At 74.0% G+C, this 12,201-nt stretch carries 15 protein-coding genes; 7 read left to right on the top strand and 8 right to left on the bottom strand.

Translation table 11 applies throughout. The features are described from left to right. Positions 1–87 precede the first annotated feature (87 nt). The 4 genes from F7Q99_RS14480 to F7Q99_RS14495 all read right to left on the bottom strand — a co-directional run bounded on the left by F7Q99_RS14480 (position 88) and on the right by F7Q99_RS14495 (position 2,692). On the bottom strand, positions 88–651 hold the full coding sequence (locus F7Q99_RS14480) for a hypothetical protein (protein WP_153461712.1): 564 nt from the start codon (positions 649–651) through the stop codon (positions 88–90). A 197-nt stretch (positions 652–848) separates the two neighbouring features. Further along, positions 849–1,418 (bottom strand): TrmH family RNA methyltransferase, encoded by a 570-nt coding sequence (locus F7Q99_RS14485; protein WP_326846661.1) that lies wholly within the window; start codon positions 1,416–1,418, stop codon positions 849–851. Then, positions 1,415–2,059 carry a class I SAM-dependent methyltransferase gene (locus tag F7Q99_RS14490; protein ID WP_153461714.1) on the bottom strand — a complete coding sequence of 215 codons (645 nt, stop codon included), beginning with the start codon at positions 2,057–2,059 and terminating at the stop codon, positions 1,415–1,417. The genes F7Q99_RS14485 and F7Q99_RS14490 overlap by 4 nt, the downstream gene beginning before the upstream one ends. A 162-nt stretch (positions 2,060–2,221) precedes the next feature. Continuing rightward, a complete protein-coding gene (locus tag F7Q99_RS14495) occupies positions 2,222–2,692 on the bottom strand; it encodes a carboxymuconolactone decarboxylase family protein (RefSeq protein ID WP_153461716.1) in 471 nt (156 codons plus the stop codon). Between the two features lie 196 nt (positions 2,693–2,888). On the opposite strand from F7Q99_RS14495, the gene F7Q99_RS14500 reads away from it, so the two are divergent. Beyond that, complete coding sequence (locus tag F7Q99_RS14500) at positions 2,889–3,086, top strand: hypothetical protein (RefSeq protein ID WP_153461718.1); 198 nt, start codon at positions 2,889–2,891, stop codon at positions 3,084–3,086. An 89-nt stretch (positions 3,087–3,175) separates the two neighbouring features. Here the strand turns inward: F7Q99_RS14500 and F7Q99_RS14505 are convergent, their stop codons facing one another. Next, the gene (locus F7Q99_RS14505; RefSeq protein ID WP_153461720.1) at positions 3,176–5,680 is read right to left on the bottom strand and encodes a lysylphosphatidylglycerol synthase domain-containing protein; all 2,505 of its coding nucleotides are present in this window, start codon (positions 5,678–5,680) and stop codon (positions 3,176–3,178) included. A 228-nt stretch (positions 5,681–5,908) separates the two neighbouring features. On the opposite strand from F7Q99_RS14505, the gene F7Q99_RS14510 reads away from it, so the two are divergent. The 4 genes from F7Q99_RS14510 to F7Q99_RS14525 all read left to right on the top strand — a co-directional run bounded on the left by F7Q99_RS14510 (position 5,909) and on the right by F7Q99_RS14525 (position 9,071). Next, positions 5,909–6,178: a UBP-type zinc finger domain-containing protein gene (locus F7Q99_RS14510; RefSeq protein WP_153461722.1), complete on the top strand. Its 270-nt coding sequence runs from the start codon at positions 5,909–5,911 to the stop codon at positions 6,176–6,178. A 119-nt stretch (positions 6,179–6,297) separates the two neighbouring features. After that, positions 6,298–6,570, top strand: coding sequence for a hypothetical protein (locus F7Q99_RS14515; protein WP_153461725.1), 273 nt, complete (start codon positions 6,298–6,300; stop codon positions 6,568–6,570). A gap of 193 nt (positions 6,571–6,763) precedes the next feature. Further along, the gene (locus F7Q99_RS14520) at positions 6,764–8,008 is read left to right on the top strand and encodes a serine hydrolase domain-containing protein (protein WP_153461727.1); all 1,245 of its coding nucleotides are present in this window, start codon (positions 6,764–6,766) and stop codon (positions 8,006–8,008) included. Between the two features lie 85 nt (positions 8,009–8,093). After that, positions 8,094–9,071, top strand: coding sequence for a sigma-70 family RNA polymerase sigma factor (locus F7Q99_RS14525; protein WP_153461729.1), 978 nt, complete (start codon positions 8,094–8,096; stop codon positions 9,069–9,071). On the opposite strand, the gene F7Q99_RS14530 is transcribed toward F7Q99_RS14525, so the two are convergent. After that, positions 8,979–9,308 carry an STAS domain-containing protein gene (locus F7Q99_RS14530; protein ID WP_230210219.1) on the bottom strand — a complete coding sequence of 110 codons (330 nt, stop codon included), beginning with the start codon at positions 9,306–9,308 and terminating at the stop codon, positions 8,979–8,981. The genes F7Q99_RS14525 and F7Q99_RS14530 overlap by 93 nt on opposite strands. Positions 9,309–9,431: 123 nt before the next feature. Between F7Q99_RS14530 and F7Q99_RS14535 the strand changes: the two genes are divergently transcribed. Continuing rightward, positions 9,432–9,923: an NUDIX domain-containing protein gene (locus F7Q99_RS14535; protein WP_153461733.1), complete on the top strand. Its 492-nt coding sequence runs from the start codon at positions 9,432–9,434 to the stop codon at positions 9,921–9,923. A 58-nt stretch (positions 9,924–9,981) separates the two neighbouring features. On the opposite strand, the gene F7Q99_RS14540 is transcribed toward F7Q99_RS14535, so the two are convergent. Then, the gene (locus F7Q99_RS14540) at positions 9,982–10,737 is read right to left on the bottom strand and encodes a Clp protease N-terminal domain-containing protein (RefSeq protein ID WP_153461735.1); all 756 of its coding nucleotides are present in this window, start codon (positions 10,735–10,737) and stop codon (positions 9,982–9,984) included. A 90-nt stretch (positions 10,738–10,827) separates the two neighbouring features. Here F7Q99_RS14540 and F7Q99_RS14545 point away from each other — a divergent pair, with 90 nt between their 5' ends. After that, positions 10,828–11,427 carry a GNAT family N-acetyltransferase gene (locus F7Q99_RS14545; protein ID WP_326846662.1) on the top strand — a complete coding sequence of 200 codons (600 nt, stop codon included), beginning with the start codon at positions 10,828–10,830 and terminating at the stop codon, positions 11,425–11,427. A gap of 19 nt (positions 11,428–11,446) precedes the next feature. On the opposite strand, the gene F7Q99_RS14550 is transcribed toward F7Q99_RS14545, so the two are convergent. Next, on the bottom strand, positions 11,447–12,187 hold the full coding sequence (locus F7Q99_RS14550) for a tyrosine-protein phosphatase (protein ID WP_153461737.1): 741 nt from the start codon (positions 12,185–12,187) through the stop codon (positions 11,447–11,449). Positions 12,188–12,201 lie beyond the last annotated feature (14 nt).

Consider the following 12,201-nt stretch of genomic DNA (forward strand, 5'->3'; position numbering starts at 1 on the left):
ACGTCTCGGGTTCGGCGATTCCGGTTCGCGGACGGGCGGCCATTGCGTGTAGCTGCCCGAGGGGGGTGTATCCAGCTGTACCCCCGGTCACCGGTGGAGGGTGTAACCGCCCTTGATGACCCAGGTGTTGGGGGCGGTGGGCCCGCATTTGGTGGCCTTGGCCGGGGCGCTGTAGTCGAGTGCGTTTGCGCCCGACCAGCCGACCCGGCGCTCGCCGGTCACGTCGGCGGGGTAGAAGGTGAGGCTGGTTTCGGGGTGCCAGGTGCTCGGCGCCGGGGCCGGCTGGGTCCCGCCGGGCGGGACGGTGAAGTGGATCGACTCGATGGGGCCGGTCACGGTGACGGCGCCGTCGGCGCCCGTGGTGAGGCAGTCGATGCTGATCTCGACCCGCACGACGCCACCGTCCGGGAACGCGTGCCGGACGGTGGCGTGGCCACGGGCCTCGTGGCCGTCGGTGGTGCGGGCGTCGACCATCGTGGTGAGCCGTTCGTGGGGGGTGGGGCCCGTGCCGCGGTCGTTGAGGAGGGTCCAGGCGTGCAGGCGCTGGTGGCGGGCGTGCTCGGTGGCGTGGGCCGGGGCCGCCGAGGCGGCGGTGCCGGTGAGAGCGGTCACGGCGGTGGTGAGGGCGATTCCGGCGGCGAACTTCCGCATGGTCATTCCTTCGTCCTGGTAGGGGAGTTGGGGCCTTCGCCCCTCGCTGCCTCAAAGATCGCAGTGAGGGCGGTGCCCGGACGTCCACCGCAAGAACGGACCGGCTCCCCCGCGCGGGGGAGCAAGAACGGGGGCGGGATGAGCCTTTCGGCTACACCCCGCCCCGGATGATCAGGCCCTGATCGGGCGATCGGGTGCTACTCGTCGTCGAGACCGCCGACGTCGCTGCCGTCCGGGGTGCCGCTGATCGCGTACCCCTGGCGGCGCGCCTCGTAGCAGGCCACCGTCGCGGCGGCGGACACGTTCAGCGAGCCGACCCGGCCCAGCTGCGGGACGAACACCACCTGGTCGCAGAGCGCCAGCGCCTCCGGCGTGATCCCGCGGTCCTCGTGGCCCAGCACGAAGGCCACCGCCGGGGTCAGCTCGGCCGCGAACATCGGCACCGCCTCGTCCGCCAGCTCCAGGCCGACCACCTTGAAGCCGTCCGCCTTCGCCGCCGCGACCGCCTCGGCGACGGTTGGGAAGTGCTCCACCTTCAGGTACTTGTCGGTCCCCATCGCGGCCTTCTGCGCACCGGCCGAGCGCACCGACGGGGTGTCCCCGGTCAGGTACAGCTTCTCGGCGCCCATCGCCGCGCCGGTCCGGACGACCGAGCCGACGTTGAACGGCGACTGCAGGTTCTCCAGGATCATCGCGAGCCGGAACTCGTTGCTGCGCCGCCACGAGCGGTGCAGACGCTTCAGTTCGGTCCCGCGGAGCTGCTTCACGACGTCGTACCTCGTCCACTCTCGGAGCCCTCGCCCGCTTCCGGGTGGGGCCGCGCTTCCAGAATCCGGAACCCGTTGACCGACGTGACCCGGGAGGTCGGGTAGCCCTGCTCGTTCAGCCACTTCTGCAGCGAGTCCGAGCCCAGGTGCTTCTGCACGACCAGGAACGCCGAACCGTCGGGGGTCAGGCGGCCGAGCCAGTGCGTCAGCAGCCGGCGCAGCGCGGCCTTGCCGATCCGGATCGGCGGGTTGGAGTAGATCGTCGCGAAGCGGACGTCCTCGGGGACGTCGTCGGGCAGCGCGGCGTGCACGTTCCCCAGCTGCAGTGCCTCGGCGTTCAGCCGCACGAGCTCCAGGGCACGCTCGTTGACGTCCACCGCCCAGACCGGGAGGCGCTTGCGCCGGGTCGCCCAGGTGAGCGCGATCGGGCCGTAGCCGCAGCCGACGTCCAGGATCGGGCCGCGGACGCGTGGCGGCGGGGCGTGCTCCAGCAGGATCCGGGTGCCCGGGTCGAGCCGGCTGCGCGAGAACACCCCGGCGTCGGTGGTCAGTTCCAGGGTGACGTCCGGCAGGGAGACCGTGATCGGCCGGCGCTCGCTGGCGACCTCGGGTGCACCCGTGAAGTAGTGCGAGCCGGACATGCTGTTCCCCGTCGTTCGTGTGGGCCTCGGGGCCACCGGGTGGGTGTGGGTAAGCCCTGGTACGGCACCGATCGTACCCCCGGCGGTCCGGGGCGCGTTCCGCCCGGCCCGCGGCGGCCGGGCGGGACAGGGGGCGGGAACGGGACCACGGCCGGGGCTGAACTACAGGGTGCCCGGGGCCTTGCGGGTGGCCACGTTGATCCGGTTCCAGGCGTTGATGGTGAGGCAGACCGAGATCAGGTGGGCCAGCTCTTCCTCCCCGAAGTGGGCGGCGGCACGCGCGTACACCGCGTCCGAGACGCCGCCGCCGATGGCGGCGATCTCCTCGGCGAGCGCCAGGGCGGCCCGCTCGCGCGCGGAGTAGACCCCGGCCGGGGCCTCGTGCCACACCGGCAGCAGGTAGATCCGCTCGTCGGTCTCGCCGGCCTTGCGGGCGTCCCTGGCGTGCATGTCCAGGCAGTAGGCGCAGCCGTTCAGCTGCGAGGTGCGCATCTGCACCAGCTCGACCAGGGCCGGGTCCAGGCCCTCGCGGGCGGCGGCGTCCAGGGCGATCATCGCGCGGAACACCTTGGGGACGGTGCGGGCGTAGTCGAGGCGGCGGGCGGGGGCTTCGGCGATCTCGTTCGTCGTCATGACAACGACTCTAGGATCGGAATGAACCATGTCTGTGTGTCATTCGATCACCGGATTCGTGGGTCAATTGTGCGGGCGGCGGGCGCCGGACAACACGCCAGGTGGCGTCGGCACGTCGCGTCCGAGCGCCCGGCGGCGGATACTGAGTACCGCCATCCGGGCCCGTGGGAGCCTCCCTACAGCGAGGACGGACGCCATGCCGCAGAATCACGAGGACTACCTGATCGACGAGGCCGTCGAGACCGTCGAGCCCGACGACGAGGCACCCGAGAGCGACGAGTACGACGAGGTGGCCGAGCGCCGGGCCGTCGGCGCCGACCCCGCCACCGACGTCGCGGACGCCGCCGAGCAGAGCCGCGTGGTCCAGCTCGACGAGGACGAGTACCGCGAGTAGGCGGGGGCCGTCCCTACTGTCAGGCCGTCCCTACCGTCAGCCGTTCGTACCGTCAGCCGTTCGTACCGTTGTCAGGACCTGCAGGGCTGCTACAGGGCGCGGCGGCGCTGCAGCCACGCGAACGCCGCCCAGCCCGGCAGCACCGGCAGGATCAGCGTCAGCGAACGGTAGAGGACCACCGCGGCCACCGCGCCGCCCTCCTCCATCGACGCCGCCGACTGCAGCAGTCCCACCAGCACACCGTCCATGACCCCTGCCCCGCCGGGGGTCGGAGCCGCGTTGCCGACCGGGCTGCCGGTCAGGAACACCACCGCGACCGCCGCGAACGACGGCTCCCGGCCCACCGCCCGGGCACAGCAGTACAGGCAGGTGGTCAGACACATCGAGACCAGCAGCTGCCCCGCCACGCCGACCGTCAGCCGCCCCGGATTGCGCAGCAGCTCCAGCAGGCGGGGCAGCACCTCGGCCGTCAGCGGCCGCAGCCGCGCCGCCAGCCACCGCCGGGCCGGCGGCACCGCGGACACGGCCGCGAGCAGCACCGCCGCCCCCGCCAGGCCGCCCGCCACGGCAGGCAGCGCGTCCAGCTCCGAGCCGCCGGGCTCCTGGCCCAGCAGATAGACGAACGCGCCCAGCTGCAACAGGTGCAGCACCAGGCCGATCAGCTGGCCCACCCCGACACTGGACAACGCCTGCGCGGTCGGGATGCCCGCCTGCTGGAGGAGCCGCGTGTTCAACGCGACCCCGCCGACCCCGCCCGGCGACACCAGCTTCACGAACGACCCGGCGAGCTGCGCGTACACCGCGTTCCGGAAGTCCAACCGCTCCGGTACGAACCCGACGAAGCCCATGGCGGCGGTCACGTGGCTCGTCGCGGCGGCGAACAGGGCGAGCAGCAGCCACACCGGATCGGCATCGGCCACGGCGGCGATCGGATTCTGCTCCGTCGCGAACAGCTGCGGGATCAGCAGCCACCCGGCGACCACCCCGCCCGCCACCGCGAGCAGCGTCCGGGGCCGCAGCCGCTCCAGCCGCACCGGCCTCACCGCCGCCTGCGGCTGCGCCCGAAGCACCTCGGCCCGGATCGCGTCGAGCAGGTCGACCGGCGGTGAGGCCGCTTGACCGGCCTGCTCGCCGTTCGGCCGCTGGGCGGCGCGTTTCAGGCAGTGGCGGGTGGTGGGGGCGAGGGCTATGGGCTGGAGGAGGGGGAGGGCGCCGGCGACGGGGTCGGGGCCGAGTGCGGCGACGGCGGTGCGGACGGAACGGGCGGCGCCGGTGCGGAGCGCGAGCGTGGTGAGGAGCTGGGCGATGTCGCAGCGCAGGACGAGTTCGCTCGCGGCGATGTCGCCGTCCGCGAAGTCGACCAGGTGCACCGCGCCCGCGTCGTCCACCAGGAGGGCGGAGGGGACGAGCGCGCGGTGGGAGATCTCCCGGCGCTGGAGGCGGGCGAGTTGCTGCCAGGCGTCGGTGAGGAGGGCGTCGGTGATCTCCTCGTCGGCGAGTTCGTCGAGGGTGCGGCCGGCGAGGTGCTCGTAGGCGATGAGGGCGGTGTCGTGGCCGAGGCCGGCGGTGGCGGCGATGCGGCGGGTGCGGACGCCGGCGGCGACGGCCGCGTACGAGACCAGGGCCTCGTGTTCCAGGCCGGTGCGCGGGGAGCGCAGGGCGCGCGGGTGGGGCGCGGTGCGCAGCCGCAGGCGCCGCCAGGCGCGCTGGACGGCCGCGGCGGTGACGGCCTGGCGGTCGAGCAGCTGGACGTCGAGGTCGGGGCGGCCGTCGGCCTGTCGGACGAGGTAGCGGTCGGGGCCCGCGGGGTGGACGTCGGCGGGGCGTAGGCCGGTTTCGCGCAGGCTGCGGAGGATCTCGGCGGGCCGCGGCCGGGGATCGGGGGTGCCGAAGGCGTAGAGGACGCCGTGGGCGGCGGTCCAGCCGAGGAGGAGGCCGAGGAGCAGGGCGGTGGGGGTGGCGTAGCCGCCGGCGAGTCCGGCGAGGCCGGAGAGGGCGAGGACGGCCCGGGACAAGCGGCGTTCGCGGCTGCCGGAGGCCGCCATGAAGGCGAGGACGGGCGCGAGGTAGCCGTACACCGGCTCGGTGTGGCCGGGGTGGCCGCCCGGCAGGGCCTGGGTGAGGGCGGCGAGCAGGGAGGCCGGGGCGACGCCGTCGGCCCACAGGTCGACGGCGAGCGAGACGCCGTAGGCGAGGACGGCGGCGAGCAGGCCGTCGGAGACCTGCTGGAGGGCGCGCCGCCGGTCGGGGCCGAGGAGGCGGCGGGCGGCGAGGCCGGCCGGCAGGAGCAGGACGGCGGCGGTGGTGAGGCCGTCGGCGAGGTCGGCGAGCGGGCGGGGCACGAGTTCGGTGGCCCCGGCGACGTCGGCGGCGATGCCGACGGTGGTGGCGCGCGCGTAGTCGGCGAGGAGCAGGGTGAGGGCGATGCCGACGAGGCCGGTGACCAGCCGGATCAGGGCGACCGGCTGGCGGATCCGGCCGCTGTCGGCCACCTGGCCCCGGCCTCGCGGACCCCGCTCGCGTATGCGCCTGGGCGCACCGGCGGTGTCGCTACCGCCGGTGCCGCCGTCCGTTCTCCCTGTCACGATTGCCACGGGTGGCATGCTCCCATGCCGGTCTGAAGACGGTCGCCCGTCTACGCCGGGATGCCGGGCCGCACACGGAGGGCGCCGGGCCGCGCGCGCCGGTGGGCGAACCGTCGGTGCGCAGCAAGGAGTTCCGCCGGCTCCGGGCGCATCGCCGGTTCGGGAGGAGACCCACGGCGGACGCGGGCGGGCGTGTCTTGGGACACAGCCCGGGCCGGCCGTCACTACCCTGCGCTCATGAGTGCCGCCTGCGAAGACCTCGCCATGGCCCCCCGGACCATCGACCCCCTCCCGCCCACCGACGGCTGCGCCGAGTGCCTGGCACAGGGGCGCCGGGACTGGGTGCACCTGCGGATCTGCCTGGACTGCGGCCATATCGGCTGCTGCGACTTCTCGCCACAGCGGCATGCCGCCGCGCACTTCCACGCCACCTCGCACCCGGTGGTCCGCTCGTACGAGCCGGGGGAGGACTGGCGCTGGTGCTTCGTCCACGAGGTCATGGGCTGAGCGCGGGACGCCCGTTCCCCGTGGCGTGGCGGTGTAACCCGGATAAAATCCGGACATAACGCCCGTGCGGCCCTCCGGTCGGCGCCCGTCCGGCCGGTGACCGCCGAAGGAGGTCGACGATGACCAAGCGAACGACGGCCAGCACCGGCAAGCTCCGCCGGGGCGCCCAGGAACTGCTGGAGCGCCGTGGCATGGCGAGCAGCCCCAAGTCGCTCGCGCCTCGACTGCGCACCAACGCCCCGCCCGCCGCCACCGCCGGGTACGCCGCCGGAGACCCCTTCCGGCACGGCGGGCGCGAGACGGGGACGTCCTCGATGCTCGCCGCCCCGGCCATGCACGCCGAGCTCAAGGGCCACCGGCACCGCGGCGCGGAGAAGCACTCCGCGCACTGAACGCTCCCGCCGCACAGGGGTGGACGCCCGCACCGGGTGTCCACCCCTGACGTGTGATCAGGGGCGGTTCTCGGGGGCGGGTGGGGGGTCGTCCCGGATGGGCCGCGCCGCCGCTCTCCCGCAGACTCGTTCGGTCGGCGCCAGTTCTCGGCGCCAGCACCTGCCGGACTAGTCGCAGTTGGAGAGCATTCACATGAACACCCGTACGCGCAACCGCCGTTGGACCGTCCTCGTCGCTTCGGGAGCCGTGCTCGCCGCCGTCACGGCCGGGGCGGCGACGCCCGCCCTCGCGGCGGACGCGGCGGGCGGGGCGGACCGCACACCGATCACCGTCGCTGCCGGCGCCGGCCAGGCCGGACCGGTGGACCGCGCCACGCTCGCGGCGACGCTCGACGCCCTGCCGGCGAACGTCACCGGCGCGGTGGTCCGGGTCGGCGGCCGGGACGGGCGGTGGCGCGGCACAGGGGGAGAGGACGTCCCGGCGAACGCCGACTTCCGGATCGGCAGCATCTCCAAGGTGTTCACCGCGACCGTGATGCTCCAACTGGCCGCCGAGGGCAGGGTCGACCTGAACGGCACCGTGCAGCACTACCTGCCGGGGCTCCTGCCCGAGGGCTACCCGCCGGTCACCGTCGGCCAGTTGCTCGACCACACCAGCGGCCTGCCCGGCGGTGGCGGCCTGACGTCCGGGGACGGCAGCACGCGGTGGTTCGTCGCGCACAAGGCGGACGCCTTCACGCCCGAGCAGGTGGTGGCGGACATGCTCACCCAGCCGATGAGCTTCCCGCCCGGCACCGCGCAGCAGTACAACGGGAACAACACCTTCGTCGCCGGGATGGTGATCGAGAAGGTCACCGGCGACACCTTCGCCCACCAGGTGGAGCGGCGGATCACCCGCCCGCTCGGCCTGCACGACACCTACGTCCCGGCCGCCGACGACCTCGACCTCCCGGACCCGCACGCGCCCGCCTACGTGGACGTCCCGGCCGCCGACGGCGCGAGCACCCGGGTGGACGTCACCGAGCAGAGCCCGTACCCGTGGGCCGAGGGAGGCATGATCTCCTCCCCCGCCGACCTGGAGCGCTTCTTCACCGCCCTGTTCCGCGGCCGCCTGCTGCCGCCCGCGCAGCAGGCCGAGCTGTTCGCCGTCCCGAACCTGCCGAACCACAACAACAAGAACTGCGAGATCGGCCCCACCGCCGGGCACGCGTGCTTCAGCAAGGGCCTGATGCGCGCCGTCCTGCCGAACGGCACGGAGATCTGGGGCAAGGCCGGCTCCCGGCCCGGCTACAGCAACGGCGTCTTCGCCACCCGCGACCTCTCCCGGACCGTGGTGGTCGCGCTGAACCCGACCGGCATCAGCGGCGAGGAGTTCCCGACCCTGTGGAAGCTGGCCACCGCCTCGTTCGGCTCGGGGCAGGTGTACCCGCAGCGCTGAGGCGGGCTGTCGGTCGGCTGCGGTACGTTCGTGCCGTTCACCACGTGCGCGGCCTGAGTGCACGTCAGGACGACGGGGGCGCACGATGGTCGACGCGATCACGGAGGAGCCGGTCGAGCTCCAGCTGGAGCGGCACCGGACCGAACTGACCGGCTACTGCTACCGGATGCTCGGCTCGGTCTTCGAGGCCGAGGACGCGGCCCAGGAGACCATGATCCGCGCCTGGCGGGGGCACAAGGGCTTCGAGGGCCGGGCCGCGCTGCGCTCCTGGCTGTACCGGATCGCCACCAACGTCTGCCTGGACGCGCTGAACGGCCGCAACCACCGGGCCCGCCCGATGGACCTGGCCGGCCCGGTGACGGTGGCCACCGCGAGCGACACCCAGCTGCCCGAGGTGACCTGGATCGGCCCCGCGCCGGACGGCCGGGTGCTGCCCGAGACCGGGGATCCGGCCGAGGTGGCCGCCCGGCGCGAGTCGGTGAAGCTGGCCTTCGTCGCGGTGCTCCAGCGCCTCGCGCCCCGGCAGCGGGCGGTGCTGATCCTGCGCGAGGTGCTCGGCTGGAAGGCCGCCGAGGTGGCCGAACTGCTCGGCGTCACGGTGGCCTCGGTCAACAGCGCGCTCCAGCGGGCGCGCGCGGTGCTCGCCACGGACGGCGAGTCCGCCCGCCGGGCCGCCGCCCTGGACGACGACCACCGCGCGCTGCTGGCCCGCTACGTGAGCGCGTTCGAGGCGTACGACATGGACGGCCTCGCCGCGCTGCTGCACGAGGACGTCACGCTCAACATGCCGCCGTACGCGATGTGGCTGCGGGGCCGGGACGAGATCCGGGCGTGGATGCTCGGCCCGGGCCACGGCTGCCGGGGCTCGCGGTTGGTCCCGGTGACGGCCAACGGCGGCCCGGCGTTCGGCCAGTACCGGCCGAGCCCGGCGGGCGGGTGGGAGCCGTGGGCGCTGATCGTGCCGGAGGTGTCAGAGGGCCGGTTCACCGGGTTCACCAACTTCCTCGACACCGACGTGGTGTTCCCGCTGTTCGGTCTCCCGCCCCGGCTGGCCGCGGAGTAGGCGCCCGGGTGCCGCGGGCAGGATCTCCGGCGCCGCGGGCAGGACGTCCGCCAGTCCGCTGAACGCGAGCAGCTCCCGCAGCGGGCCGCTCGCGTTCAGCAGCCGCACGCCCACGCCGTGCCGGGCGGCGGCGAGCCGCAGCCGGGCGAGGGCGTCGACGACGGCCAGGTCGGGGGCGGTGAGGGCGCCGAGGTCGCAGGTCAGCGCCGGGGCGGCGGTCGTTCGCTTGGTCTCCATGCGGATTGGACTGCGCCGACGGCCCCGGCTCATCGGTCCGGTGCGAAACGGCCACCGCCCGACCGGCGGCCGGGCGGTGGCAGAGTAGGGCCTCAGAAACCACCGTGCCCGAGGAGGACCGCAGTGCCGACCGACCCCGTGAAGGCCCGTGAAGAGTGGCTGGCGTCCCTGCCCCGGATCTACGCGGCGGCCGGCTGCCTGCTGCGGGACGAGTCCGGCCGGATCCTGATCGTGAAGGCCGGGTACCGCGAGCACTGGCAGTTCCCGGGCGGCACGATCGACCTCGGCGAGGGCCCGGTCGAGTGCGCCGTGCGGGAGTTGGAGGAGGAGACCGGGATCGTCAAGGCCGCCGGTGACCTGCTGGCGATCTCCTGGACCCACCCCTCGGCCGAACTCGACCATCCCGCCGAGCACTTGCTCTTCGACTTCGGCACCGTTCCGGACGGCACCCCCGTGACCGTCCCGGCCGGTGAGCTCGACGACTACCGCTGGGTCACCGAGGAGGAGGCCTTGGAGCTGCTCGGCCCGGCCCGTTCGGCGCGGCTGCGGGCCGCGCTGGAGGCGGCCGTCGACGGGCGGGTGCGGATCGTCACCACGCACGTCTCGGGCTTCTGACGGCGGTTCACGCATGCGGGTCCCGGGACGGTCGACCGTCCCGGGACCCGTTCGCGGTTCACGGCTGCGTCGGGTCCGCGCTCCGGGCGGCGATGATGGCGGTGATCGCCTCCGAGACGAAGGTCTCCGTCTCGGCCCGGTCCACGTTCAGGTCGGCGAGCACGCCCGTGCCGTTCGCCTGCTCCAGCAGGGCGAGCAGGATGTGCTCGGTGCCGACGTAGTTGTGCCCGAGCTTGAGGGCCTCGCGGAAGGTCAGCTCCAGCACCTTCTTGGCCTGCGCGTCGAACGGGATCAGCGCGGGCAGTTCGTCGGCGGGGGCCGGCAGGGCGGCGCCCGCCGCGGTGCGGACCGCCTCCGCGCTGACGCCCTGGGCGGCGAGCGCCTTGGCGCCGATGCCCTCGGGTTCGGCGATCAGGCCGAGCAGCAGGTGCTCGGCGGTGATCTCGGCGTTGCCCGCCTTCCTGGCCTCCTCCTGTGAGACCACGACGACGTGCCGGGCCCGGTCGGTGAAGCGGGCGAAGCCCTGGCTGGGGTCGAGGTCGTTGGGGGTGGCGGGGTCCTTGGGGACGAAGCGCTTCTGGGCGGCCTGCTTGCTCACGCCCATGCTCCGGCCGATGTCGGTCCAGGACGCGCCGGAGCGGCGGGCCTGGTCCACGAAGTGGCCGATCAGGTGATCGGCGAGGTCGCCCAGGTGGTCGGCGGCGATGACCGCGTCGGACAGCTGGTCGAGCGCGTCGGTGTGGACCTTCTTGATCGCGGTGATCAGGTCGTCGAGGCGCAGCGGAGTCGTGCTGGGAACAACGGGATTCTCCATGCGTCAACCGTAGGTTGTCGATGCAGTGTCGTCAACCGATAGTTGACGATGTTGCCGGGTAGGCTTCGAGAGGTCGGAGGACGGAGCGGAGTGAACGTGTCGGACATGACCGCCGAGCTGCGGATCCTCACCCTGCCCGAGCCCGAGGTGCCCGCCGAACTCAAGCTCCAGGTGGCGGAGTTGCAGGATCTGGCCTGGCCGGGCCCGCCCGGCCCGTCCGGCGGGCCGGTGCACGATCCGGCCCTGTGCCCGGTCTCGCTGCTGCTCCTGGACGGCGCCCGGGTGGTGGCCGCGCTGGACGTGCTCTCCAAGGAGCTCGTCCACGCCGGCCGGACTTACGCGGCCAGCGGGCTGTCCACCGTGGTCACCGACCCAGCCTGCCGCGGCCTCGGGTACGGGCGGCGGCTGGTGGCGGCGGCCCGCGACGCCGCCCGCGAAGGCGGCGCGGACCTCGGACTCTTCACCTGCGACCGCGGGCTCCGGGGCTTCTACGAGAGCGCGGGCTGGGCGGTGCTGCCGGGCGCGGTGCTGGTCGGGGGCACGGCGGAGGAACCGTTCCCCAGCGACCGGGAGGGCTTCGACAAGGTGACGATGGCGGCCTTCTTCACCGCGCACGCCGAGCGCCACCGGGTGGACTTCCCGCACAGCCGGATCGCCCTCCACCCCGGGGCGATTGACCGGCTCTGGTAGGCCGTGGCCTGGTAGCCGCTCAGAAGTCCGGCAGCAGGCGGGCGCGGACGGCGGCGATGTCGGCGGGGGAGACCCCGGCGGCGAGCAGGTGGGCGGCCGGGTCGAAGCCGTCGAGCGCGTCGGCCAGGGCGGCCTCGGCGGTGGTGCCGGCCTCGGCGAGCACCGCGTCGATCCGGTGGTAGGGGTCCGGCAGGCCCAGCATGCCGTACAGCGGGCGGACGTTGGGGCCGCTGAGCAGGTAGTCCTCGGTGATCGCGGCCGGTTCGACGCCGGCCAGGGCGAGCAGCAGGAGGGTGGCCAGGCCGGTGCGGTCACGGCCGGCGCCGCAGTGGATGACCAGTCCGCCGGGCCGGGCGCCGGCCACGGTGGTGATCAGCTCGGCGGCGGCGTGCGGGCAGTGGTCCAGGTAGGGGCGCAGCGCGAGCGGGGTGCCGTCGAGCCGGCCGTACGTCTCCCACCAGGCGGGGCCGGCGAGCTCGTCCAGCGGGATGCGGATCAGGTCGATGCCCTCGGGGAGCGGGAGGAGCGGCTTGTACTCCTCGACGTTGCGCAGGTCGACGACGGTGCGGATGCCGTGGTCGAGGAGGGCGTCCCAGCCCTCGGCGGTGAGGCGGTCGAGGTTGTCGGCCCGGACGACGGCGCCGCGGGCGGTGAGCCGGCCGTCGGCGGTGGGCAGTCCGCCCAGGTCACGGACGTTCAGGCAGCCGTCCCAGACGAGGGTGCGGTCCTCGGTGGTGGTCGGCGTGTACGTCCGGCTCATGGGGTTCCCCGTTC

Source organism: Streptomyces kaniharaensis (genome assembly GCF_009569385.1).
Classification (GTDB): Bacteria; Actinomycetota; Actinomycetes; order Streptomycetales; family Streptomycetaceae; genus Kitasatospora; species Kitasatospora kaniharaensis.

Bases quoted from the DNA above. Each gene is read 5' to 3' on its own strand.
- F7Q99_RS14500 (WP_153461718.1), top strand. From the start codon at position 2,889: ATGCCGCAGAATCACGAGGACTACCTGATCGACGAGGCCGTCGAGACC.
- F7Q99_RS14520 (WP_153461727.1), top strand. From the start codon at position 6,764: ATGAACACCCGTACGCGCAACCGCCGTTGGACCGTCCTCGTCGCTTCG.
- F7Q99_RS14515 (WP_153461725.1), top strand. From the start codon at position 6,298: ATGACCAAGCGAACGACGGCCAGCACCGGCAAGCTCCGCCGGGGCGCC.
- F7Q99_RS14480 (WP_153461712.1), bottom strand. From the start codon at position 651: ATGCGGAAGTTCGCCGCCGGAATCGCCCTCACCACCGCCGTGACCGCT.
- F7Q99_RS14550 (WP_153461737.1), bottom strand. From the start codon at position 12,187: ATGAGCCGGACGTACACGCCGACCACCACCGAGGACCGCACCCTCGTC.
- F7Q99_RS14495 (WP_153461716.1), bottom strand. From the start codon at position 2,692: ATGACGACGAACGAGATCGCCGAAGCCCCCGCCCGCCGCCTCGACTAC.
- F7Q99_RS14540 (WP_153461735.1), bottom strand. From the start codon at position 10,737: ATGGAGAATCCCGTTGTTCCCAGCACGACTCCGCTGCGCCTCGACGAC.
- F7Q99_RS14525 (WP_153461729.1), top strand. From the start codon at position 8,094: ATGGTCGACGCGATCACGGAGGAGCCGGTCGAGCTCCAGCTGGAGCGG.
- F7Q99_RS14530 (WP_230210219.1), bottom strand. From the start codon at position 9,308: ATGGAGACCAAGCGAACGACCGCCGCCCCGGCGCTGACCTGCGACCTC.
- F7Q99_RS14490 (WP_153461714.1), bottom strand. From the start codon at position 2,059: ATGTCCGGCTCGCACTACTTCACGGGTGCACCCGAGGTCGCCAGCGAG.
- F7Q99_RS14510 (WP_153461722.1), top strand. From the start codon at position 5,909: ATGAGTGCCGCCTGCGAAGACCTCGCCATGGCCCCCCGGACCATCGAC.